The sequence below is a fragment of the Streptomyces sp. NPDC026538 genome, from assembly GCF_055567535.1.
The window spans coordinates 409,209-430,584 of record NZ_JBVHQG010000002.1; the positions used below are offsets into that span (position 1 = coordinate 409,209).

General features: G+C 69.5%; 25 protein-coding genes. 24 read left to right on the forward strand and 1 reads right to left on the reverse strand.

The genetic code is table 11. The features are described 5' to 3' along the window. Positions 1 to 57 precede the first annotated feature (57 nt). The 18 genes from ACZ4N4_RS08715 (at position 58) to ACZ4N4_RS08800 (ending at position 12,873) form a co-directional block, all read left to right on the forward strand. Complete coding sequence (locus ACZ4N4_RS08715; RefSeq protein ID WP_061916021.1) at positions 58 to 573, forward strand: roadblock/LC7 domain-containing protein; 516 nt, start codon at positions 58 to 60, stop codon at positions 571 to 573. Next, on the forward strand, positions 570 to 974 hold the full coding sequence (locus ACZ4N4_RS08720; RefSeq protein ID WP_006143017.1) for a DUF742 domain-containing protein: 405 nt from the start codon (positions 570 to 572) through the stop codon (positions 972 to 974). Before ACZ4N4_RS08715 ends, ACZ4N4_RS08720 begins: the two co-directional genes overlap by 4 nt. 7 nt (positions 975 to 981) lie before the next feature. Then, positions 982 to 1,614 carry a GTP-binding protein gene (locus ACZ4N4_RS08725; protein WP_079189041.1) on the forward strand — a complete coding sequence of 211 codons (633 nt, stop codon included), beginning with the start codon at positions 982 to 984 and terminating at the stop codon, positions 1,612 to 1,614. Continuing rightward, positions 1,614 to 2,255, forward strand: a complete 642-nt coding sequence (locus ACZ4N4_RS08730; protein ID WP_285557742.1) for a GAF domain-containing protein — start codon at positions 1,614 to 1,616, stop codon at positions 2,253 to 2,255. Before ACZ4N4_RS08725 ends, ACZ4N4_RS08730 begins: the two co-directional genes overlap by 1 nt. Positions 2,256 to 2,342: 87 nt before the next feature. Further along, on the forward strand, positions 2,343 to 3,596 hold the full coding sequence (locus ACZ4N4_RS08735) for an acyl-CoA dehydrogenase family protein (RefSeq protein WP_467586010.1): 1,254 nt from the start codon (positions 2,343 to 2,345) through the stop codon (positions 3,594 to 3,596). Positions 3,597 to 3,724: 128 nt separating this feature from the next. Then, positions 3,725 to 4,216: a DNA-binding protein gene (locus tag ACZ4N4_RS08740; RefSeq protein WP_389580784.1), complete on the forward strand. Its 492-nt coding sequence runs from the start codon at positions 3,725 to 3,727 to the stop codon at positions 4,214 to 4,216. Between the two features lie 74 nt (positions 4,217 to 4,290). Next, positions 4,291 to 4,863: a hypothetical protein gene (locus ACZ4N4_RS08745; RefSeq protein WP_389580787.1), complete on the forward strand. Its 573-nt coding sequence runs from the start codon at positions 4,291 to 4,293 to the stop codon at positions 4,861 to 4,863. Then, entirely contained in the window at positions 4,860 to 5,435 is a 576-nt protein-coding gene (locus ACZ4N4_RS08750; RefSeq protein ID WP_159774750.1) for a DUF6624 domain-containing protein, read from the forward strand. Before ACZ4N4_RS08745 ends, ACZ4N4_RS08750 begins: the two co-directional genes overlap by 4 nt. Positions 5,436 to 5,508: 73 nt before the next feature. Continuing rightward, entirely contained in the window at positions 5,509 to 5,976 is a 468-nt protein-coding gene (locus ACZ4N4_RS08755) for a DUF6082 family protein (protein WP_467586013.1), read from the forward strand. A gap of 59 nt (positions 5,977 to 6,035) precedes the next feature. Then, entirely contained in the window at positions 6,036 to 6,446 is a 411-nt protein-coding gene (locus tag ACZ4N4_RS08760) for a 6-pyruvoyl trahydropterin synthase family protein (protein ID WP_467586016.1), read from the forward strand. After that, positions 6,443 to 7,186, forward strand: a complete 744-nt coding sequence (locus ACZ4N4_RS08765) for a 7-carboxy-7-deazaguanine synthase QueE (RefSeq protein ID WP_467586019.1) — start codon at positions 6,443 to 6,445, stop codon at positions 7,184 to 7,186. The genes ACZ4N4_RS08760 and ACZ4N4_RS08765 overlap by 4 nt, the downstream gene beginning before the upstream one ends. A gap of 56 nt (positions 7,187 to 7,242) precedes the next feature. Continuing rightward, entirely contained in the window at positions 7,243 to 7,872 is a 630-nt protein-coding gene (folE, locus tag ACZ4N4_RS08770; RefSeq protein ID WP_467586022.1) for a GTP cyclohydrolase I, read from the forward strand. Beyond that, entirely contained in the window at positions 7,869 to 8,696 is an 828-nt protein-coding gene (locus tag ACZ4N4_RS08775) for a hypothetical protein (RefSeq protein ID WP_467586025.1), read from the forward strand. The genes folE and ACZ4N4_RS08775 overlap by 4 nt, the downstream gene beginning before the upstream one ends. After that, the gene (locus ACZ4N4_RS08780; RefSeq protein WP_467586028.1) at positions 8,693 to 9,772 is read left to right on the forward strand and encodes a hypothetical protein; all 1,080 of its coding nucleotides are present in this window, start codon (positions 8,693 to 8,695) and stop codon (positions 9,770 to 9,772) included. The genes ACZ4N4_RS08775 and ACZ4N4_RS08780 overlap by 4 nt, the downstream gene beginning before the upstream one ends. Then, the gene (locus ACZ4N4_RS08785) at positions 9,769 to 10,461 is read left to right on the forward strand and encodes a dTMP kinase (protein WP_467586031.1); all 693 of its coding nucleotides are present in this window, start codon (positions 9,769 to 9,771) and stop codon (positions 10,459 to 10,461) included. The genes ACZ4N4_RS08780 and ACZ4N4_RS08785 overlap by 4 nt, the downstream gene beginning before the upstream one ends. 34 nt (positions 10,462 to 10,495) lie before the next feature. Continuing rightward, positions 10,496 to 11,425, forward strand: coding sequence for a DUF2797 domain-containing protein (locus ACZ4N4_RS08790; protein ID WP_467586033.1), 930 nt, complete (start codon positions 10,496 to 10,498; stop codon positions 11,423 to 11,425). A 60-nt stretch (positions 11,426 to 11,485) separates the two neighbouring features. Next, complete coding sequence (locus tag ACZ4N4_RS08795) at positions 11,486 to 12,331, forward strand: class I SAM-dependent methyltransferase (protein WP_362490991.1); 846 nt, start codon at positions 11,486 to 11,488, stop codon at positions 12,329 to 12,331. Next, entirely contained in the window at positions 12,328 to 12,873 is a 546-nt protein-coding gene (locus tag ACZ4N4_RS08800; RefSeq protein ID WP_467586036.1) for an NUDIX domain-containing protein, read from the forward strand. The genes ACZ4N4_RS08795 and ACZ4N4_RS08800 overlap by 4 nt, the downstream gene beginning before the upstream one ends. A 20-nt stretch (positions 12,874 to 12,893) precedes the next feature. Here ACZ4N4_RS08800 and ACZ4N4_RS08805 read toward each other — a convergent pair whose 3' ends face one another. Then, positions 12,894 to 13,424 (reverse strand): NUDIX domain-containing protein, encoded by a 531-nt coding sequence (locus ACZ4N4_RS08805; RefSeq protein WP_352224300.1) that lies wholly within the window; start codon positions 13,422 to 13,424, stop codon positions 12,894 to 12,896. A gap of 142 nt (positions 13,425 to 13,566) precedes the next feature. On the opposite strand from ACZ4N4_RS08805, the gene ACZ4N4_RS08810 reads away from it, so the two are divergent. The 6 genes from ACZ4N4_RS08810 (at position 13,567) to ACZ4N4_RS08835 (ending at position 21,361) form a co-directional block, all read left to right on the forward strand. Continuing rightward, positions 13,567 to 14,775 carry a hypothetical protein gene (locus tag ACZ4N4_RS08810; RefSeq protein WP_467586040.1) on the forward strand — a complete coding sequence of 403 codons (1,209 nt, stop codon included), beginning with the start codon at positions 13,567 to 13,569 and terminating at the stop codon, positions 14,773 to 14,775. Between the two features lie 470 nt (positions 14,776 to 15,245). Next, positions 15,246 to 15,713: an NUDIX domain-containing protein gene (locus ACZ4N4_RS08815; protein ID WP_382104162.1), complete on the forward strand. Its 468-nt coding sequence runs from the start codon at positions 15,246 to 15,248 to the stop codon at positions 15,711 to 15,713. Continuing rightward, a complete protein-coding gene (locus ACZ4N4_RS08820) occupies positions 15,710 to 16,807 on the forward strand; it encodes a DNA-3-methyladenine glycosylase family protein (RefSeq protein ID WP_467586043.1) in 1,098 nt (365 codons plus the stop codon). Before ACZ4N4_RS08815 ends, ACZ4N4_RS08820 begins: the two co-directional genes overlap by 4 nt. Before the next feature lie 586 nt (positions 16,808 to 17,393). After that, positions 17,394 to 19,262 (forward strand): ABC transporter ATP-binding protein, encoded by a 1,869-nt coding sequence (locus ACZ4N4_RS08825; protein ID WP_467586046.1) that lies wholly within the window; start codon positions 17,394 to 17,396, stop codon positions 19,260 to 19,262. A 267-nt stretch (positions 19,263 to 19,529) separates the two neighbouring features. Then, entirely contained in the window at positions 19,530 to 20,915 is a 1,386-nt protein-coding gene (locus tag ACZ4N4_RS08830) for an MFS transporter (protein WP_467586049.1), read from the forward strand. After that, a complete protein-coding gene (locus ACZ4N4_RS08835; protein ID WP_467586052.1) occupies positions 20,912 to 21,361 on the forward strand; it encodes an NUDIX hydrolase in 450 nt (149 codons plus the stop codon). Before ACZ4N4_RS08830 ends, ACZ4N4_RS08835 begins: the two co-directional genes overlap by 4 nt. The last annotated feature ends 15 nt before the right edge of the window (positions 21,362 to 21,376 follow it).

Below are 21,376 nucleotides of genomic sequence, written 5' to 3' on the forward strand. Positions count from 1 at the left end.
ACGTTCCCGGTGGCCGTTACATCCGCTGGCCCTTCCCCCCTTTCTGGAGCGATCCCTATGAGTACCCACCCCGCGATGAACAACGTGACCGGCGACGCACCCGCAACCGAGACAACGGCAAGCGGACAGCGGGACAACATGGCGTGGCTGCTGCGGCAGTTCGCCTCCGACACGACGGGCGTCACGCACGCCGTCCTGCTCTCGCGGGACGGACTGCGGCTGCTGGACAGCGACGTCGACAAGGACTGGGCGGACGAACTGTCGGCCGCCATCAGCGGAGTGGCCTCACTCGCGGCGAACATCACCGGTCCCACCCACAAGAAGAGGCCGGCGAGGCAGGTCGTCATCGAGCGAGACGACTGTCTGATCTTCGTCCAGAGTTCCGGTCGCAGCGCGGCCTTCGAGGGCCATCCCGGCAACGAACGGGGAGTGGTGGACACGGTCCTCGCGGTGATCGCGACCATGGACGCCGATGCCGGCACCGTCGGGTTCGAGATGGGGCGCCTGGTGCAGAAGTTCGCCCCCTACATGCAGATCCCCGTCCGCGTCGGCACGGGTGATGAGGTCCGGTGACCGCACACGGGAGCGCGGCCGAGGATTCGACATTCGTACGGACCTACACCCTGACGCGCGGTCGCACCCGGCCACGGCATCTGCTCGGCCTGGACACGGTGCTGGACGCCGGACCCGGGCGGCCCGGCCCGGGCCAGGCCGAAGAATGCGCAGAGATCCTCGCCCTGTGCCGGGAGCACCGGCGTTCGGTGACCGAGCTGGCGGGCCGACTCGGCCGTCCCGTAACCGCCGTCAAGATCCTTATCTCCGACCTCCTGGACGCCGACGCCCTGGTCGTCCCCGTCACCGCCTATGCCGCGTCCGACGCGCATGCACGTCCCTCTGCACAACTGCTGGCGGCCCTATCTGCCGGCCTGAAGAGAAAGTGGCCCGATGCCATCGCCTACCCCCAGGCCGGGTGACCCGGCCGTGGTGCTGCGGCCGTCGTCGCGCCCGCGTACCGGTGCACCGACCGTGCTTAAGGTCGTGATCGCTGGCGGTTTCGGCGCGGGCAAGACCACCGCCGTGGGTGCCGTCAGTGAGATCACGCCGCTGAGCACGGAGGAGTACCTGACCGAGGCGAGCGCGGACGTGGACAGCCTGGCGGGCGTCGAGGCCAAGCAGACCACCACGGTTGCCTTCGACTTCGGTCGCCTCAACCTGCCCGACGCGCCCGTGCCCCTGGAATTGTTCCTGTTCGGCACGCCCGGCCAGGACCGGTTCGTCGACCTCTGGTACGACCTCTGTCGCGGAGCCGTCGGCGCGGTCGTCCTGGTCGACACCCGCCGCCTGGAAAGCAGCTTCACCCCCGTCGGTTTCTTCGAGGACATCGGCCTGCCCTTCGTCGTCGCGGTGAACCAGTTCGACGGAGCACATCGTTACCACCCCGATGAGGTCCGCACCGCCCTCGAACTGCCCGCCTCTGTGCCGGTGGTCACCTGCGACGCCCGCGATCCGAACCACGTCGCTGGCGTCCTGCTGACCCTCGTTGGCCACGCCTTGAAGAGCGCATCGGCAAGCCCCGCTCGCCCCGCATCCACTACCACCTTTCAGGACGCCTGATGTCGTATCAGCCCAACGACCCCTACCGCGCGCGGCAGACCGCCCCCCTCACGCAGTCGCTGCCGCGACGTACCATGCGGGACGTCACCCATGGGCCATCCCTCCCCGCCGGCGCCGCCGTCCCCGTCCCGCAGGCCCAGCAGGCGACCGAGCTGGCGCAGCGGTACGAGCTGCTGGATCGCCTAGGCGTGCCCACCGCTGCCAGCGAGGACTTCGACGAACTGGCCCGCGACATGGCCACACAAGCCGGGTTCCTGTACGGCTTCGTCAACCTCTTCCTGGAGGAGCAGACCTTCGTCGGGCTGCACCAGCCGCCCGCGGACAGCGGGTACGTCATCGTCGGCCGCACCATGAGCCGCGACCACGGCTGGTGCCCGGAGGTCATGGCCCGCAAGAAGGCCCTTCCGCTGCACGACGTGCACGCCAGCCCGCGCTTCAGCGGCAACCCCGTGGTCGACGCGGTCGGGATCCGCTCCTACTTCGGTGCCCCGCTCATCCACGACAGCGGCACTGTACTGGGCACGGTGTGCGTCATCGACCCCGAGAAGCGGCCCCTGAGCGAGGCCCGACGGCTGAGAGACATCGTCATCAACGCTGGCGTCCGGGTGATGGACCACATCGCCCGCGCGCCCGTCCGCTAGTCCGTTGCACGACCCCCCACCCGGGAGCCGCAGGCGATCCCCGGCCGCTCCACCGTGCGACCTTCATCCAGGGAGAGGGAGAGGACCATGCCCGCCACACCCACCACGCCGCCGCCGGCGCTGCGCCCCTATCTCAACGCCCGCCACGAACTGCTGTGGGACGAGGCGGACGCCTTCGCGGCCGAGCACATCGCGCCGCGCGCCGCACGCATGGAGGCCGCCCCCGGCAGGGTGGAGCGCAAGGTCGCCGACCTGATGGCCGCACGACGCTGGTTCGCCGTCAGCGTCCCGTCCTCCTTCGGAGGGCTGGACGCCGGACACGTGGCCAAGACAATCCTCGTCCACCGCATTGCCCGCGTCTCGGCGGCTGCGGCGGCCATCCTCCAGGCCACGCTGATCCCCGTCGGCGCCCTGTTGCACTTCGCCACCTACGAGCAGAAGGGCCGCTGGCTGCCCCGCGTAGCGGACGGTTCACTGCTCTTGTCGATCGCCGTGACCGAACCGCGAGCCGGCGGACACATCGGCGGCATCGAGACCATCGCCGAGCACGTCGGCAACGAATGGGTGATCACCGGCAGCAAGATCCACATCGGGAATAGCCACCTCGCGGGAGCCCACCTCGTGGTCGCCCGGACCGCCAAGGCAGGCGTGAGCACCTCCCAGGCGCTGACCGCGTTCATGGTCGAATCCAAGCGCCGAGGGCTCTCAGTCGCCGACCACCGTCCCGGCCTCGGCCTGCACGGCTTCTCCGCCGGCCGCCTCGACCTCGATCATGTCCGCGTCCCCGAGGAAAACGTGGTCGGAGAGATCGGCCAGGGGCTGGGCGTAGCGCAGAGCAGCAGCATCCTGTACGGCCGTCCCAACCTGGCCGCAGTCAGCCTGGGAATACACGAGGCAGTCGTGGCCACCTCGACCGCTTACCTCAAGACGCGCTCCCGCTACCGGGGCGCCCTCTCCGATCTGCCGGTTCTGCGGGACCGCATCGGTGACATGGAGGCCCGCCTGCGCGCCGGGCGAATCCTGGCCTATCAGTCCGTGCACCTCCTCGACCAGGGCCTGCCCTGCGACGCCGACCTGATCAACGCCAAGTACCTCGGCCACCAGTGGGCCATGCAGTCAACCCAGGACGCCATGGAGCTGCACGGCGCCCATGCCCTCAACGGCGACTACATCCTCCAGCGCCTGTGGCGCGACATCCAGTTCACCTACCCACCGGCCGGAACCGGCGAAGTCCAGCGCATACGCCTCGCCGACGCCGCCTTCGGCGAGGCCCACATCCAGTGGTCAGAACGTCTCGCCGCCGAAGCGGCGTGGGCCCGCCCCGACCCGACAGCCGCATGAGCCCCCGTGTGCGGCGCCCCGTGAATCCAGACCGCCGCGCACGGGCCCGTGTCGCCGGCCCCCGTCCCCCGCGGGGTCCGGCGACACCCCACCCGATATCCCTCAACCCAGCCGCGAAAGAGACACCCGTGACCCCGCGCATGATGACCAGCGCACCGATCACCCCCCTGACCCCGACCCTGCAGCGCGTCGCCCAGCACCTCGTGGACGGCCTCGGCCCTCAAGAGATCGCCGCGAGGACCGGGCTGTCGGCCGTGACCGTCCGCCAGTACGTACGCGACATCCGGGAGAGCCTCCACTGCCCGCCCCGCTGCAAGCCCCCGGTGATCGTGCACTTCCTGTGCAACGCCCGGCAGGTCGCTCCGCCCACAACGGACAGGCCAATGCCGGAACTCAGTCCAGAGCAGCAACTGTTGCTGCGGGCGGTCGCTGAGCACAGCAATCCCAGCGACATTGCTGCCATAGCCAAGATCGCGCCCGCCGACGTGCGAGCCGCACATGACGAACTGCTCGACAAGACCGGGGCGGCCAACACCACCCAACTTGTCGCCTGGGCCCACGCGTGGGGCCTGCTGGGCGCCAGGCGGGTCACCACGATGGAGAGCGGAGCTAGCCAGTGAATGCCTCACCCGCTTCTACGGCCATCGAGTCCTCCCCCGCGCCTCGAAGCCAGTGCGCGACAGGGTTACCGGCCGTGTACGAGATGCGGTCGTTGCGCACCGACGCCGAACGGGATGAGGCCGCGGCCCTCGTCCAGGACCGTCAGCGCTGGCTCGCCATGCGCGGCGTGCCTACACCCGCCCGGTCCGATATCCCGGCCCTGTTCCGCGCCCCGCAGGTGAAGCCGGCTGGACTGTTCGAGGACGGGCTGCTGCTGGCCTGCATGATCCCGCAACGCGGGCCCGACCTCGGATGGGGCGAAGGCCCGTGCCTCTTCCTGGACTGCGTCCACACCCTGCCCGGTCACTCCGATGACACCGTCCGGCTGATCACTCTGTGGGCCTCCGACTTCACCGCCCGGCTCGAGGTACCGCTTGTGCGGGCCGAGGCCATGGTCCGCCATCCTCTCGACGTCGATCCGATCGCCACATTCCTTCGTCGGCTCACCGACATGGGCTGGGACGTCCGTGGATCGGGCACCGGACAGCACCATGAGCGAGTCGCGCGCCTCGAACTCACCGCCGAGCTTCGGCCTGGGCTGAGCGCGCTCATCGGCTGCCAGGTCCACGAGCCGCAGTCCGCCGCCGACCAGCGGAGTATCGCGTGAGGACCGCGGAACCGCTGCGGCCGGACCTCGCCCGCGAACTCATCGCCCGCGCCGCACAGTCGGCAGCACGCCGGGCAAGACGCGTACGCAACCAGCTCGACGCCGTCCACCTCGGCCAGGACCGTCACGCTGAGCACGCCGACACCAAAGTGCTGCGCCGCATCCTGGCCGAACATGACTGGCCCGGCCACCGTCTCGTGGGCCCCGACGCAGCACGTGCCGCCTGGAGCATCGCTCTGCACGCCGACGACGAACCCGACTTCCAGCGGGCGGCCACCACCCTTTTGAAACGTGCGGTCCAGGACGGCGATGCGCGCATCCAGCACTGGGCCCACCTTCACGACCGCGCCCTGGTCAACAGCGGGCGACCCCAAGAGTTCGGGACGCAACTCGTCCTCAGCGCAGCAGGGGTGGAGCTGTGCCCACTGCGTGCGCCGCAGTTGCTGGACCAGCGAAGGGCCGCCGTCGGACTGCCGCCGATCGCCGTCGCTTTGGACACTGTGCGCCGCCGATACGCCCTGGATCGCATTGACGGCGGCTCACCGGCCGTCGTGCTCGCGGGGGTCGCATGACGCAGCGAGCCACGCAGGCTTCCACAGACCCGCCCTCGCCCCAGATCACTTTGCGTGAAAGGACCGTTAAAGCATGAAGCTCACCACCGCCGTCCTCGCTGCCGGCGCCGCGGTTTCCCTCGCCACCGTCGTGGTCGGAGCCGCCCGGTTGAGGCAGGACGCGCGGCACCAGGCCGAACGAAATGAGGCGACCGTCGCGCGCAACCAACTCGACTGGCTGACGCAGATGTCCGCCAACCCGGACCTCGCCAAGCTCTGGACGCCCGAGGACCTGGACGTCGAGGGGTACATGCATCTGCTGAAGGCCAACCAGCTCATCTGCATGCTCAGCTTGCGCGACCGCCTCGGCTTCGTCCGGGACGGGTGTCTGCCGTTCTACGCCTCGAAGCTGATGGAGAGGGACGTCTGTCGGCGGTACTGGGCCCGTTTCGGGGGCCTCCGCGCTCAGGAGGCCGAGGGCGACGAGCGCGCCGAGCACTTCACCAAGGTGCTGGACAAGGCCGCGAAGAACCACCTGGGGGCACAGCCCGTAGCCGCCTGAAGAGGCGGCTGCCCCACCCCGCCCGAATCAGCCGCACCCTCACCTCTCGGAGAAATCGAATGGGCTTCACTGCTGTTCCACTACCGCCCGGCAATTTCACCATCGGTAAGAAGTTCGGCTTCGAGGCTGGCCATCGGCTTCCCCGGCTGCCGCATGAGCACAAGTGCTCCCGCCAGCACGGGCACAGCTACGAGGTTGAGGTCATCCTCACTGCATCCGCGCTGGAGGATCCCGGCTTTGTCACGGACTTCGGTGCGCTCGCCCCGTTCAAGTCGTTCCTGGACACCGAGCTCGACCACCGCAACCTGCACGAGATCCTGCCCTTCGAGCCCACCTCGGAGCGCCTGGCCCAGTTCCTGGCCGGCTGGTTCGTTCAGAACCTCCAGTCGGAGATCCCCGGCCGCCTTGTCGCCGTCCTGGTCCGCGAGACCGCAAGCAGCTGGGCCCGCTTCGATGTGGTGGGCCAATGACCACAACCAAGCCGCTCAACCTCGAACCGGAAGCTGCCGAAGGCGAATTCCTGATCGTCGCGGAGTGCTTCGGTACCGAGGTGCCGACGTTTCAGGGCGAGGGCCCAAGCTGCGGACACCCGGCCCTGTTCATCCGCCTGTCCCGGTGCAACCTCACTTGCACGCGATGCGACACGAAGTACACCTGGGACTGGTCTCGGTTCGACCCGCACGAGGAGTCGACGAGGCAATCCGTCGCGGGCCTGGTGGCCTGGGCCTCGTCTTCACCGGTCGAGCTGGTCGTGATCACCGGCGGCGAGCCGTTGATCCAGCAGGCGCGACTGGTGCCTCTCGTCCGGGGACTGATAGCAGCCGGCAAGCGGATCGAGTTCGAGACGAACGGCACCATCGCGCCCACTCCCGAGCTGGTGGCCGACGGGGTCCGGTTCAACGTCTCGCCCAAGCTTGCCAGCTTCGGCGTGAAGGAGACCAAGAGCATCGTGCCAGCCGCCCTGGAGGCGTTTGTGGCCTCCGGGCGGGCGGCGTTCAAGTTCGTCGCTTCCACGGTGGACGACCTCGACCGGATCGCCGAGCTGGCCGACGCCCACCGGCTCGCGCCGGTGTGGGTGATGCCGGAGGGCACCACCCCCGAGGTGATCACCGCGACTACCCGGGTCCTCGCGGACGGGGTCGCGGCCCGGCACTGGCACTTCACCACCCGCCTTCACGTGTTGGCCTTCGCGGACGCCCGAGGCCGCTGACCGCACGCGACTCCACGCCCTATCCGTTCCCCAGTCCCCAGAAACGAGAGACGCCCATGACGACCTCTATCGCCAGCCCTGCGGCGGCGCCGACGGCTGCCGTCGCAGGGCCCGCTGCGGTCATCGACACCGGCCGGGTCGCCGCCCTGATCCACCAGCTCTTGGTCGAGCTGGGCGAGGACCCCGCCCGCGAGGGGCTGACCGGCACCCCGGACCGCGTCGCGGCCTGGTGGAAAGCCTTCCTGTCCCCGGACGGCGCCGAAACGGCCACCTGCTTCACCGAGTCCCAGCTGGGTGGTCAGCTGGTCATCGTGGGCGGCATGAGCGTGTGGTCGCTCTGCGAGCACCACATGCTGCCCATGAACTTGCAGGTCACTGCTGGATACGTGCCGGATGGCGAGGTGGTGGGCCTGTCGAAGTTCGGACGGATCGCCCAGCACTTCGCCGGCCGACTGCAGGTCCAGGAACGCTTCACCCGCCAGGTCGCCGAATACCTCAACGGCGTGATCGGACACGAGGACGTCGCCGTCGTCGTGCGCGGCGTGCACCTGTGCATGAGCATGCGGGGCGTACGGATGGAGGAGGCTCGCACCACCACGGTGCACTCGGGTGGGCGCTTCGGCACCGACCCCGTCCTTTCCCAGCAGTTCCTCACCCTCACCACCGGCCTGTGGGGGGCGTCGTGATCGCCACAGCGGGCATCGACTTCTCCGTCATCGCTCCGCCTGCCTACCTGAAGAACTTCGTCGCCCAGGAGCCGGCCCGCGTCCACCACGTGGCCGCCCAGCACGTGCTGTCCGACGAGAGCTACCGGGCCTTCTTCGCTCGCGAGGCCGAGCGCGGCGCCGAGATCATCGTCGACAACGGGCTCTTCGACCTCGGCTACGCCCTGCCGGCAGAAAGCCTCGTCGAAGCCGCGCTGGCGGTGTCCGCGAGGGAAATCATCCTGCCGGACGTCATGCGGGACGGGGCCGCGACCTTGAAGGCGAGCGAGAAGGCCGCGCGAGAGATCCGGAAGCTGTCCGGCGACGCATTCCGGCTGTGCGCGGTCCTGCACGCCGCGGACGACGACGAGTGGCTGCGCACCTACGACGCCTTCGTGACCAGCGGCTGGGCCGGGGCCATCGCCCTGCCGGCCTCGCGTCGACCGGATCCCGACGAGCAGCTGTGCCGCACCCGCTGGTTGGCGACCGCCTACCTGCAGGATCGCGGCCTGGTCGACGATCTGCTCATCTACCGGCTGCTCGGTCTGGGCCGGACCGGGCACCTGGAGCTGATCGAGCAGCGCGAGCACGAGTGGATCTCCTCCGTGGACGGCGCAGCCCCGGTCATCCTCGGCGCGATGGGCGTCGCCCTGCTGCCCGAAGGGCCGTACGAGAAGCCCTCCACGCCCCGCATCGAGAAGCTCGGCCCGATCGCCGAAGACCGGTTCGACCTCATCCGGAAGAACATCTCCGTCGTTCGCGCGGCGGCCGGCAGCACCGTGACGATCGCCGAGGAGCACCGATGACGCCCTTACTCGCCGACCGGACCCCCGGACTCCTGCGCGCCGCCCCGATCGAGCCGGCCGGGCACACCATGACCCACGCGAGGCTGCTGCGCTACCTGGAGATCAAGGTCCACCACCTCATCCAGGACCAGGACTGGGACAGCATCCGCGTCATCGGCGGCTACGACCGCACGGCGGTGGTCTCCCGGTACGAGAAGACCGGGAAGCTGTTCAACATCGAACGGCCCACCGCAGAGATCCACGGCCGTGACCTCATCGTCAAGGCTTTCCCCGGAGCCGACTACGTCCAGCACTACGCCCTGATCATCGCCACGTATCTGGCCATGACCGGCCGCCCCGTCGGCACCGTCACCTATCAGCCGCCCGAGCAGGAGGAGTGCCGAACGGCGCTCGACGCGCTCGACCTGGAACTGGACGGCGACCTGGTGATCGTCGGCTGGGGCCTTCAGTACCTTGCTCCCGAGAACGGAGTGTGGACCCGCGGACCCGGCTACGCGTGGCAGCGCACCGAAGTCGCCGGCCGTCGCGTGGTCTACCTCGGCTTCCTCCACAGCATATGGGGAGACGTGGCCGGACGGGTCGTCGCGCGCCTTGCTGAACTCGGCGCAGGCGATGTCGTCTACGTCGGCAAGGTCGGCTCGCTGACCCCCGGCGTCGAACCGAACGCCTGGCTGGCGACCGGCAACACCAGCCTGGTACGCGGGGCGATGGTGAGCTGGGACGACTTCTTCGGCGACTACGCCGCCGCCCACGACGGGGTGCGCAACGGCCTGCACGTGTCCTCCCCGTCGATCCTGCTGGAGAACCGCGACTGGCTGGCCCAGCACACCGCCTCGTACGCCTTCGTCGACCCGGAGATCGGCCCTATGGGGGCGGCGGCGCGCCAGGCGGGGATCAGATTCGGTTACCTCCACGTCATTTCCAACAACCTCGCCACCCACTATCCCGCCGACCTGTCCAATGAGCGTCACAGCGACGTCCTGCGCCAGCGCGCCGTCCTGGTGGACCGCATCCGCACCATCATCACCGGCCGCCTGACCGCCAGCCCGACCCACCCCCTGGGAGAATCCCGATGACGGCGAACACGCCGGCCACCACCGCAGCCGGGAAGCTGATCACCTTCGTCGGCGGTGACGGGGCCGGCAAGTCCACCCTCGCCGCCCGCCTGCACCAGGCCCTCAACGACGCCGGCCACACGGCAGTCCTCATCGGCAAGCACAGCACCGACGTCCCCCAGGACCCGGAGCTGTCCGGCTACCTCGACCGCCTCAACGAGCTGGTCTACCGGCGCGACGCCGGCGTCGCCCAGGCATGCGGCGACCACTACTGGCTGCTTGCCCTGGCCTCCTGGTACACCCTGCAGGACCGGCTCGTCATCCAGCCGACCCTCGCCTCGGGCACCCACGTGATCCTCGACAACGCGCACCACAAGATTCTCGCCCGCTATGCGGTCAACCCCGAGGTCTCTCCCCGCCTGTGCGAGCAGGTCTTCGCGCATCTGACAAAGCCGGACCTGGTGTTCTTCCTGAACATCGGGGCCCGCGAGGCTCTCGTCCGCAAGGGCTCTTTCACTTCCCTGGAGGCCGGCCACGCCGGCGGCGGTGACGAGGACTTCATCCGCTACCAGGACACCGTCCTGGAGCAGATGCGCGAACAGGCGGAGCGCGGCGCCTGGCTGACGCTGGACGTGGCCCAGTTGGACCGCGACCAGGTCTTCAAGGCCGCCTCCGCTGCCCTGGCCGACCGTCTGCACCTGACCGTCTGACCCAGCCCCGATCCCGATCGACAAGGAACGCACCATGGACCAGGCCCTGCCCGCCAGCGGGACATACGTCTGCCACGGCATCACCTGGGCGAGCGGAGACCCCCGTCTTCTGCTCGCCCCCGTGACCGGCGGACCACTCGTCTACGCACCGGTCGCCGGCAGGCGCCTGGGTTACCAGGTGAGCGGTACCGGCCGGTGGTGCACCGGCCGGTACCGGTTCGCCGACCGCGTCCGCGTCGAGGCGGTGGCCTGCCCTGACCGGGCCCCGGCCGAGGCCGGCGGACAGTGCGCGGCCTGCGCCGGGCGGGACGACTTCCGCTTCGCCCACCGGTTCCACTCCGTCGGGCACGTGCCCGACGCCCTGGCGGCGTACATGGCCCAGCCGCACTGGCTGTACCTGGCGACGTTCGCCGACGGCACCACCAAGATCGGCACCGCGGCCGAACCCCGTAAGCGCTCCCGCCTCGACGAACAGGGTGCCCTGATCGCTACCTACCTCGCCCGGACTGCTGACGGCCGCGCCGTGCGGTTCCTGGAGGATGCCCTCACCCGCCACCTCGGCCTGACGCAGACCGTGCGAGCCGCGGCCAAGCTGACGGCCCTGGCCGAGCTGCGCGACCTCGCCCCGGCCGGCGCCGCCCACCAGCAGCACCTCGACCGCGCCACCGCGGCCCTGAGCGGCCTGAACGTCCCGGCCACACCGGAGCCGTGGACGCCGGCCGGCGAAGGCGACCTGCTACGGACGCCGAAGACCGGGCGCGCCTTGTACCCGCACGACCCACGCTCCGGTGAGCACGGGCTGACTGTGCTCTCCTGCCTCGGCTCCCAGGTCCTCGCCACCCTCGACGGCGACGGTGAACAACTGCCCTACCTGCTCGACCTCGGCACCCTCAAGGGCCGACGCATCGTCCTCGGCGCACAGTTCTCCTCACCGCCCGCCGCCGTACAGTCCGCGCTCTTTTGACCCTGTCCGAACGCCCGGCCTGCACTGCAGGGCCGCTCTGAGAAGGGAGGCCACAGCGACATGGCACCCCAGGACGCCATCCTCGGCTGGGACGAGGACAGCAACGCCGAGGCGTACGACGCCTTCACCCGCGCCCACCCCATGTACGACGCGACCAGCCGCGACCTTGCCCGCCGAGGCCATCTGGCCGACGCCAGCCTGGTGGTCGACCTGTGCGGCGGCGCCGGCGCGACCGCCCGCGCGATCCTCGACCTGATCCCGGCCCGCGCTCGGGTCGTCTCCGTCGACAACGCCGCCGCGATGCAGCGTGTCGGTCGCCGCACCCTGACCGACGCCCGCCTGACCTGGATCACCTCCCCGGCCGAACGGCTCGCCGACCACCTGCACGCCAGCAGCGCCGACGCCGTAGTGTGCAACTCCGCGATCTGGAAGACCGACACCGCCGCAGTGTTCGCAGCCGTCGCCCACATCCTGCGCCCAGGCGGGCGCTTCGTTTTCAACATCGGCGGCGGCTTCGCCGGCGTCCGGCACCCCGACGAACTGTCCCCCCGCACCGGGCCTACCCTGAACGCCCTCATCCGCCAAGTCGCCGCTGAGATCCACGGATACATCCCACCGCCGCGCGACGCGGACATGTCGCCGAAGCTGCCGCTGAAAACAGTCACCGAGCAGCTGACTTCAGCCGGACTGACGGTCGTCGGCACTGAGGTCACCGCCCAGCACAGCACCATGGCCGAGAAGAAGGCGTGGCTGTCCATCCCCGTCTTCGCGCGGCCCGAGGGCGACTTCACCCACGCCCAGCGGATGCAGATCCTCGACACCGCCTACGCCATGACCACCCCCGATGCCCCGGCCGTGACGAGCTGGCTCGTCGTCGTCGCCCAACGGCCGGAGGCCACCGCATGACCCCGGCCGCCCCGGCTCCCGGCGGCGGGGCCCCCCTCTGTGACCACGCAAGCGTCGGGGTACTGATCTCCTCCCCGAGCGGCCTGCTGGTGTTCGAGCGGGCGATTCCTCCGGCCGGAATCGCCCCGGTCGCCGGCCACGTCGACGAGCATGGCGGCCCCGAGCAGGCCGCGCGCGACGAAGTCACCGAAGAGGTCGGTCTCACCGTCACCCACCTGCACCTGCTGCTGGACCAGTGGCGGCCCAACCACTGCCACCGCACGCCCAGCGGTCCGGTCGGCCACCACTGGTGGATCTTCCAGGCCGAGGTTTCCGGGTCGCTGTGCCCCTCGCCCCGGGAGGTCCTCGCCCCTCGGTGGATCCACCCTGCCCAGCTGCAGCAGCACACGCTGCGGACCGCCGCGCACGCCAACGGATGCCTGGACCGTGAGGAGTTCGAGCGCGAACCCGGCCTGGAACCAGTGTGGTGCCGCTTCCTGCACGACCTTGAGCTCGTCACCATGCCCTTGGCCGACCTCGACCGGATCGAGGCCCTCCTGTGAACGGCGGCCAGGGACCTACCTCAGCGGGAGCCGACCGCCCAGCCGGCTGCCAGACGGCGAGCGTGCGCACAGATCCGCTCGCGGTCCTCGGGGAAGACACTGTCCCAGCCTGTGTCCAGACGGAACCATGCCGCCGGCTGGTTCTGCTCCCCGGCGAGCGGCACGTCGCGTCCCACGATCGCGGCGTAGGACAGGCCCAGCGTCGGAGACCAGTCGGCCCGGTAGGAACGCACCGCCACGGCCGCGGGCTCGGGCAGCAACTCGGTGCGCAGGCCGGTCTCCTCCAGCAGCTCTCGTGCCGCCGCCGCACGCGGCGCCTCGCCCGGCTCCACCTTGCCGCCCGGCGGCACCCATCCGCGCACGCGGTGCTTGACCAGCAGGACGTGCTCGAAAGCAGGGTCGGTGACCCACACCTCGGCCGCCAGCGGCTCCATCGGATGCCGGCGGGCTTCCTCCAACCAGGCCCGTGCACCGTCGAACTCCCATGCGGCGAGGCGGGCATCCGCAACAGCCTCGTCCAAGATCACCTGACCGACTTCACCATGACTCACCCGCCCCACCCTAGGCCGACAAACCGGCCGGACGTCGCAGCGACGAGCAGGCAGCCATCCGGGGATGTCCGGCCGACCCGGTGGCCCCTTCGGGCTGCAGGGCGATCACCCGTGGCACCCGCTTCACACGAAGGAGACCAGCGTGCCCGATGAGCAGCCCTCGGACCGGGGAGCCTGGGTCGTCCTCGGCGGCGTCCACCTCCTCAACCGCACCGCGCCACGGCGACCAGACGAGCCGATCGTGCTCGTACGGGTGCCACCGCAGGAGGTATGCCGGCCGGCCACCACCGTGATCGTCCGCTGGAACGCGCTGGGGCCCTGCCCGGCCGAAGCGCTGCAGCCCGGCGGCAGCCGGCTCGGGGCGGCCAGGATCGACGGCGGCGAACTGTTCCCCGACGCCATCGCTGGCCCCGCCCTGCGCGGCCTGGTCGGTACCGAGGCCGCCCCCGGCCTGGTGCCGCTGTGCTACCTGGCCGAACACCCCGGCGGCGGCTACCACGCGTACGCTCAGATCCACTTCCACCCCGAGGACGCCTGCTTCGTCCGCACCACCCGGGAACCAGTCGGCCACGGCCCGGTCGAGGAACTGCGCTGGTTCGACCCCGTGCTGACGGCGCACGCAGAGTCGAGTACGGCGCTCAACAACCATCTGCGGTACTTCCGCAAGCACTTCTCCGGCACTGAGCTGGAGATCAAGTACACCCTCGACCCGGCACCGGACATCTGGTCCGCGTCCATGGAACTGCTCAAGGCACTGCGCGACGGCAAGCTGGAAGGCTGCCGTCCGGAGTACCGGGAAGAGTTCCAGATCCACCACACCGAGAACCATCTGTTCGACGTCACCGGTCCCGAGCCCGAGATCGGCTACGCCTCCTTCATCCCCACCGTCACCGCCGGGCACGTACTCAAGCGAAAGTGGTTCACCAAGGACGCCTTCGCCCGCCGCGAGGAACTCACCCCTGGCCTCGACATCACCCCCGACCGCTTCGAGACGTTCCTGCGCCAAGACCTGAACCTCCAGGTCCGGGCCATGCCGCCCTTCCAACGCGTCCGCTACGACATCCAGTGCGAGTCGCTGCGCACCGGACACGTCTACGGCATCTTCCTCGACCGCTGCGCCCTCCTGGCGGCCCCCGACGTGGTGCTCTCCCAGTGCGAGCTGGAGTACCTCCGCTCACGCAGCATCCTCGACCACGACCAGGACGAGATCCTCATCGAGATGAAGCGGATCGACAGCTGGCTCTGCGAGTACCTCGCCAGTCACGGTTGGGCCGCCGAGCACACCTTCTACTCCAAGCGCAGCTTCCTTCGCGACGCCGTCGCCCTCCGCCCGGACCTCGCCACGCGATGACTGACCAAGCGCCCCCCGGCAATCCCCCGCAGGAGGTACCGCAACCCACATGAGTGATCGAACACTGCATCACAGCCCGCCCCACCCGACCGCACAAGGAGAGAGCCCGGTATTCGAAATCATGTTCTAGATTTCGCCCCCCTCCACCCGTTACGGCTACAGCAGGACCGCCGTTACCCGATCACCTGTCCGCATCTCGCCCCGAGGAGTCCCCATGCATCCCGTACGCCGTCCTGGACTTGTTCATCCTGCGTTCGAAAATGCCGCTACCTCCTCGGGCGCCAGCCTTCGCCTCACCTCCAGTCGCGCAGCTCTGCTCGCCGACGGGTCACGACCGGATACGAGGTACCTGGCATGACACAACCCACACCTCTCCCGTCCTCCGTCCTCACCTATAGCTTTCGGCACGGCGGTGCCCTCGTGACCAATGGTCGGCACACCGTAGAACGCCTGGTACAGGAGGGCCGCCCGTGAGCGACTCGCCTCACCAGCTGATCGCCGACGTGGCACAGGTCCTGCTCCGTACGAACGGCGCCGCCCTGTGCGTACGCCGCGCGCTGGACGCCGCCCTCGCACCGGGACAGCTCACTGTCGTGGGCGGCCACCTGGAAGTCGGTGAACCACTCGACCATGCTGCGCGACGCGAGGCCATGGAGGAGGTGGGGGTCCTTATCACTGCTGAGCATCAGGAGTTCTGCGGGCTAATTCACCACCATGACTCCGACGGTGGCCTGGACCGGATCACCGCCGTGTTCGTGGCGCAGTCGTGGACGGGTGAGCCGTACAACGCCGAGCCACACAAGCACGAAGGGCTCTTCTGGGTGCCGATGGAACGACCGTCGCCGGACTGTCACCCCTACACCGCCACCATCTTCCACATGCTCACCCACGGCCCGTCCTATCGGGCCATCAACTGGCCTGCGGGAGGCGCCCGGTGAAGAGATTCTTCGGCCCGGTCACGATGGCCGATCCGCAGGTCTCCGACGCCGAACACGAGCTGTTCGGCGGCCCCCTGCGACCCACGGCCGCCACCCAGGAGCATGACGTGAACCCCCGCACCCTCGACCACGCCGACACCCTCGAACTGTCCGTAACCGGCGACGGTCCGTTCAACGCCCTGCATACCTTCTGGAAGCCGTCCCACTACGCCACCGGTCTGGAAGCCCACACCGAGTCCTGCAGCTGGCGTACCTTCCGAGTCGGCGACCTCGTGGTCGGAGTCCGGCTGCATGCCGAGGACCGCACCGTGATCGCCGACATCTACACCGACGGCGACTTCAAGCCCGCCGACCGCGAGGAGCTGACGCGCCGGCTCATCTCTTCATACGGGTTGGACGAAGACCAGGCGGCGTTCGCGGAACTCGCGTCCCGAGTGCCCGCAATGCGCGAGGCACTCGCAGCCCTGGGCGGGATGCGGCAGTCGTGCCCGGAGGACCACTTCGAGGTCGCCGTGATCGCCCTGCTGCTGCAGAACGTCACCATCCGCCGCACCGCCCAGATGACCCGCAACCTGCTGGTCCACTACGGCCGTCTCGTCCACTTCGACGGGATTACGCTGCGGGCCTGGTTCACCCCAGACGAGATCGCCCACATCCCGCCGGAGACGCTGAAGGAACGGGACCGTCTGGGGTTTCGCGCCAAAAGCCTTCCGCACTACGCGGCCTACTTCCGCGACCACAGCACCGAGGACCTCAAGGCCGCCGGAAACCTGATGGAGGCCGTCCAGGAAATCCAAGGAGTGGGCCCCTACACCGCCGCGGTAATTGCCTCGCACGCTTCCCGCGACCCTGCCGTCTTCGGCATCGACGTGTGGAACCGCAAGATCCTTGCGCGCCGCCTCCTCGACGCTGACGACGCCGCGCCGGAGACGGTGATGACCCGCCTCAACGAACTATTCCCCGGCTACGCCGCCACCGCCGGCCTCTACCTCGTCGAGCACGAGTACCTGACCAATCCCGTCGCCCCGCTCCTGCGTTCCGGCCCCGACGCCCTCACCGCATGGAACGGGGCCCTGGAGCAGACCGGAACCTGACCCGCCCCCCAGGTCGAGAGCAGCGGACGCCACCGCCGCCGCTGCTCCTCGTTGCCATGCCCGCACCGCGCCCGACGGGATCCCCCGCAATACCTCGAAAGGGTGATCCCAGCTGTTCGAGCCACACAGGCGCGACCCACGACAAGGCCCGCTTGACCCCGGACACCCAATAGAACATTCGTCCACTATCTGCCCCGGATCTGCCCGTGACAGACCCGTCCGGGGGGCCGTTGTTAGAGCACCAGTACCCCTCGTGCGTCCATCTGGAGGACTCCGTGAACCCTGTGCCCGTCCCTGCGAATCCCATCGCCGCATTCGAACGACCTATGCCGGCTGTCCCATGCTCCGCACGATCCGGGCGGCAAGTTGACGCCGCCGCCCAGCGCGCAGCACGACCGGATACGAGGTGGGCAGCATGAGTGAGCCCACCGATGCATCACCCGACAACATCCCGGGGCCGCGCACCGCCCCGCTGGAGTCCACCCCCTCTTCGTTGCCTCCCGGACCGACGACCGGGCCCGACGCGTCCTCTACAGCCGAGTCAGATGAGCCATCGGAATCGGAAACGGCTGCCACGGAGCCGCAGATGCGGTATGTCGATCTGACGGGCAGCCGTGAAGCGGCCGGCCGTTCGATCAGGATGCGCGATATGGCCCGGCGGCTGCCGCAGTTGGTACGCCGGTCACTGGCTCTCGCGTGGCGGGTCGACCGCCGAGCGACCATCGGTCTCCTGCTGTGCCAGGCCGTCACCGGCGTGATGCAAGCCCTTGGCCTGGTCGCCATCAGCGGCACCCTGACCGCCCTGCTGACCAGCGGAGACGTCTACCAGCGGCTCCTTCAGGCGTGGCCGTCCGTGGCCCTGCTGGCCGGCACCGCCGGCGTACGCGCCCTTTTGGGGATCACCGTCTCCTGGCTGTCTTCCCGGTTGGGCCCACTGATGTCGCGCGAGGCCGAGCAGATGCTCCTCACCGGCTGCGCCGAGGTGGAGCTGTGCGCCTATGACGAGCCCGACTTCAACCACGACCGCGAAGCCGCCGACCGCGGGGCGCAGGTCACCGGGAACCTGATCGACGAGGGGCAGGACCTGATCGCCTCGTCGGCCTCCTTCGTCGCCGGAGCGATCGTGCTGGCCGGCGTGCACTGGGTCCTTCTCCCCCTTCTGGTCGCGGCCAGCCTGCCGCAGGCCCTGGCACAGGTCAGCGCCGCACGTGTGCGATACCTGGCGAATCTGCGCAGCAACGGCGATCTGCGGATGCTGTCGATCCTGCGCTGGCACATCTACACCAAGGAGGCTGCCGACCAGATCCGTGCTGGCACCATGGCCGGTTTCCTCTCCGGCCGGTACCGGCAGACGGTCGCCCGGATCAACCGCGAGGACCGCGCCGCCGCCGACAAGGGGGCCCGCATGTCCCTGATCGGCGCGCTGTGCGGCGGCGTGGGTTCGGCGGTCGTATGGGCAGCGGTCGTGTGGCTGCTGGCCACCGGCCGCATCAGCGTCGGGCACGCCGGGACGGCTGTTTTCGCCCTGCAGACGGTGGGCCAGTCGGTCCGCGGTCTGGTCTCGGTAGGGGCGCGCGCCGTGCGCACGGGCCTGTACATGGACGACTGGAGCGGCTTCCTGGACAAGGCCGGAGGGTTCCGCATGCGCCGGGGTGCGCATCGCCCGGGGCCGCCGAAGAAGATCGAGGTCAAGTCGGTCACGCACCGGTACGCGGGCAAGAACCAAGATGCTCTGTCCGACGTGACGCTCACCCTGCGCCAGGGCGAGGTCACCGCCCTTGTCGGCTTCAACGGCTCGGGTAAGTCGACGCTGTCGAAATTGATCAGTGGCCTGTACCTGCCCACCGAGGGGCAGGTGCTGTGGGACGGCGTTCCCACCGGCGACGCCGAGCCGCAGGCGCTGTGGAAGCAAGTGGCCCTGGTACCCCAGACCTACGCGCGTTGGCCGTTGACGGTGCGGGAGAACATCACCCTCGGGCAGCCCACGGCACGTGGCGACGCGGCGGTACGCGAGGCGTGTGAGGCCGCCGGCGCCGACGAGGTCGTCGACAAGCTCGGCGCCGGCCTGGACACTCTCCTCGCCCGCGAGTGGCTCAATGGGGAGGAACTGAGCGGGGGCCAGTGGCAGCGCATCGCTCTCGGACGGGCCTTCTTCCGCCAGGCGGGGCTTTTGGTCCTTGACGAGCCGACCGCGAACCTCGATCCGCTTGCCGAGTACGGGATTTTCCGGCGGCTACGGGGACTTGCCCGGGACCGGGTGGTACTGCTGGTGACCCACCGCATCACCAGCGTCGCCGTAGCCGACCGAATCCTCGTTCTCGACGAGGGCAGGGTCGTGCAGGAGGGCACCTACGAAGAGCTGGCCGAGCAACCGGGTCTGTTCCGACAGCTGCTGTCGTGCCAGGTCTCCTCGGATGCCCGGGACGATGACGCACAGCGGCAGGCATCCGCATGAGCACACGCCCGCGGAAGAGCATCATGCTCACAGACCTGTCCGCCGCCGTGAGCACACAGCACACCGCCATGCTGACCCGTCCGGATGCCGATGTGCTGAACGGCCCCCATCCATGTGACGCTCCCCTTCTGCGGCGGAAGGGGTTTCTGCTCCGCGGCGCCAGCGACCCGGCCGTGGATACTGCGGTGCCCAGGATGCCCGAGCAACACGATCACGCAGCCACGGTCGTACCAGGCGTGCGCCCGACGGAAGCCGAGGGAGTAGGTCATGTCCTCCTCGTGTGACCCCGTCTCGTCGGCTGGGCGGACGTCGCTGTGGCGGCACCAAGACTTCCGTCGGTACCTGACCGGCCAGGCCGCCAGTGTGGCCGGCAGCTCGATCAGCTCGATGGCCCTGCCCGTGCTGGCCGTTCTTCACCTGGATGCCAGCCCTGCCCAGGTCGCCTGGATCACGTTCATGGGCCAACTCCCGCCCGCGCTACTGGCATTGCACGCCGGAGCGCTGGCCGACCGGCGCTCCAAACGTAAGCAGATGATCACCGGAGATCTGGTCAGCGCCGCCGCGCTGGCCAGCGTGCCCGCAGCGGCGGCGCTGGACAGGCTGTCCCTGACCCAGCTCATGGTGGTCGCTGCGGTGCAGGGTGCGGCAGGGGTGCTGCATGATGCCGCCGCGATCAGTCTCCTGCCCAGCTTGGTCGACCGGTCCCTGATCCAACGGAGCAACAGCCGTATCGGAGCCCTGTTCGCCGTCGCCGCCACCGCCGGCAGCAACCTCGGCGCCACCCTGACCGCGCTCCTCGGACCGGCCCGGGCACTGCTCGGCGACGTCGGCTCCTACCTCGTCAGCGCCTGGTGCACCGCCCGCATCCAGACACGCGAAACCACCCGGGCGCGAGCAGGAAGCCACCGTCTGCACACCGAGATCGGTGAGGGCCTGCGGTACGTACGCCGTGACCACCGGCTGCGCACACTGACCCTGGTCAACGCGACTACCTCGGCCGCCCTGGCACTCCTCAACACCCTGTGGGCCCTGTACCTGCTCAAGTCCCTTTCGATGAGCCCGACCGCCTTCGGCGTGGTCCTGGGGCTGGGAGCCCTCGGCGCGGCGGCAGGAGCGCTTGCCGCCCCGGCCCTCGCGCGACGGTACGGGCCCGGGCCGATGATGCTCGTCGCGCTCGCGCTCACCCCGCTCACCCAGATCCCGCTGCTGCTCGCTTCCCCAGCCCTGGCCTGGCAGATCGGCATCGGCGCCGCCCTGTTTCTCCAGCTGGCCTGCACCGCGGCGGCGGGAACCACCCAGCGCTCCATTCGTCAGGTCGTCACCGCCGATGACATGCAGGCCCGCATGCAGGCCGTCAGTACCTGGCTCACCTCAGGCGCCCGGCCGGTGGCCGCCCTGGTCGCGGGCGGCCTCGGGACACAGATCGGCGTACGGACCACCCTGGTCGTCGGCACCTGCCTGCTCCTCGTCCCCCTCGTGGTTCTCTACCGCTCCCCACTACGCGGCCTCCGCCAGATGCCCGGAGCCCAGCCCGTCCCCTCCCATCCAGGAGATCCACTCATGCAACCACCCGTCCCCTCACCTTCACCCGGCGCCGCCCCCGCTGACGACGCACAGCGCAATCCCGCGGTGGGCGGAGGTGGTACGGCGTGAGCGCGGAACTGAACATGGTCGGCGGCCACTTGTACCTGGAGCGGGACGGGATGGTGCTGCTCGGGCAGCGGCACCCGGCTTCGGCATTCGCGGGCGGCCAGTGGCACCTGCTCGCTGGCCATGTGGAACGAGAACCGGCGCGGACCTGCGTGGCACGGGAGGCGATGGAGGAGGCGAAGCTGGTCGTCGCCGAGGAGGACCTCATCCTCGTGCATACGGTGCACCTCCTCGACCACGAGGACGCCGTCCCGCGCGTTCAGCTGTTCTTCCGGCCCAGCCGGTGGGAGGGCGAGCCCCGCGTGCTGGAGCCGGACAAGTGCCTCCGTTGGGCCTGGTGGCCTGTCGACGGCCTGCCGGAGCCGACCGTTCCCTACACCCGAGCGGCCATCGAGGGTATTCGTGCTGGCCGGCTGTATACCGAGATCGGTTGGGAGCGGCGGAAGTGAGCGCCTCGGAGATGG

What these genes read in the sequence shown, in the direction of transcription:
- ACZ4N4_RS08715 (WP_061916021.1), top strand. Translation starts at nt 58, where the DNA reads ATGAGTACCCACCCCGCGATGAACAACGTGACCGGCGACGCACCCGCA.
- ACZ4N4_RS08730 (WP_285557742.1), top strand. Translation starts at nt 1,614, where the DNA reads ATGTCGTATCAGCCCAACGACCCCTACCGCGCGCGGCAGACCGCCCCC.
- ACZ4N4_RS08735 (WP_467586010.1), top strand. Translation starts at nt 2,343, where the DNA reads ATGCCCGCCACACCCACCACGCCGCCGCCGGCGCTGCGCCCCTATCTC.
- ACZ4N4_RS08755 (WP_467586013.1), top strand. Translation starts at nt 5,509, where the DNA reads ATGAAGCTCACCACCGCCGTCCTCGCTGCCGGCGCCGCGGTTTCCCTC.
- ACZ4N4_RS08760 (WP_467586016.1), top strand. Translation starts at nt 6,036, where the DNA reads ATGGGCTTCACTGCTGTTCCACTACCGCCCGGCAATTTCACCATCGGT.
- ACZ4N4_RS08765 (WP_467586019.1), top strand. Translation starts at nt 6,443, where the DNA reads ATGACCACAACCAAGCCGCTCAACCTCGAACCGGAAGCTGCCGAAGGC.
- folE (WP_467586022.1), top strand. Translation starts at nt 7,243, where the DNA reads ATGACGACCTCTATCGCCAGCCCTGCGGCGGCGCCGACGGCTGCCGTC.
- ACZ4N4_RS08780 (WP_467586028.1), top strand. Translation starts at nt 8,693, where the DNA reads ATGACGCCCTTACTCGCCGACCGGACCCCCGGACTCCTGCGCGCCGCC.
- ACZ4N4_RS08785 (WP_467586031.1), top strand. Translation starts at nt 9,769, where the DNA reads ATGACGGCGAACACGCCGGCCACCACCGCAGCCGGGAAGCTGATCACC.
- ACZ4N4_RS08790 (WP_467586033.1), top strand. Translation starts at nt 10,496, where the DNA reads ATGGACCAGGCCCTGCCCGCCAGCGGGACATACGTCTGCCACGGCATC.
- ACZ4N4_RS08795 (WP_362490991.1), top strand. Translation starts at nt 11,486, where the DNA reads ATGGCACCCCAGGACGCCATCCTCGGCTGGGACGAGGACAGCAACGCC.
- ACZ4N4_RS08800 (WP_467586036.1), top strand. Translation starts at nt 12,328, where the DNA reads ATGACCCCGGCCGCCCCGGCTCCCGGCGGCGGGGCCCCCCTCTGTGAC.
- ACZ4N4_RS08825 (WP_467586046.1), top strand. Translation starts at nt 17,394, where the DNA reads ATGCGGTATGTCGATCTGACGGGCAGCCGTGAAGCGGCCGGCCGTTCG.
- ACZ4N4_RS08830 (WP_467586049.1), top strand. Translation starts at nt 19,530, where the DNA reads ATGTCCTCCTCGTGTGACCCCGTCTCGTCGGCTGGGCGGACGTCGCTG.